Annotated in this window: 1 protein-coding gene; it reads right to left on the bottom strand. The window is 41.7% G+C overall.

The annotated features are described in order from the left end of the window. Window positions 1–4: 4 nt before the first annotated feature. The coding region (tnpA, locus tag JIG37_RS10490) for an IS200/IS605 family transposase (protein WP_199529337.1) at window positions 5–247 on the bottom strand (243 nt) is incomplete at its 5' end.

Here is a 247-nt window from a genome sequence, read left to right as displayed (position 1 = left end):
GGTGTCACCCCTGCTCTTGGATATATTTTCGTATAGTCTCTGCGCTTGCATTCCCTACAGAACACACAAAGTACCCATCTGACCAAAATGTTTTCTCTTTCCAAAATTGGTTTTTCAGATAAGGAAATGATTTCCAGATTTTAGCGGTTGTGGCTTGCTTAATCCTCCTTGCGTGCTGGCCTACTGAATATCGAGTGCCGATTGTAATCAGCATATGAATGTGATCTTTGTCTATCTCAACCTCTTC

The sequence above is a fragment of the Pseudoalteromonas sp. bablab_jr010 genome, from assembly GCF_016464105.1.
Lineage (GTDB): Bacteria > Pseudomonadota > Gammaproteobacteria > Enterobacterales > Alteromonadaceae > Pseudoalteromonas > Pseudoalteromonas simplex.
The sequence above is the reverse complement of the archived record's forward strand: the minus strand, read 5'-3'. Positions and strand labels throughout refer to the sequence as shown.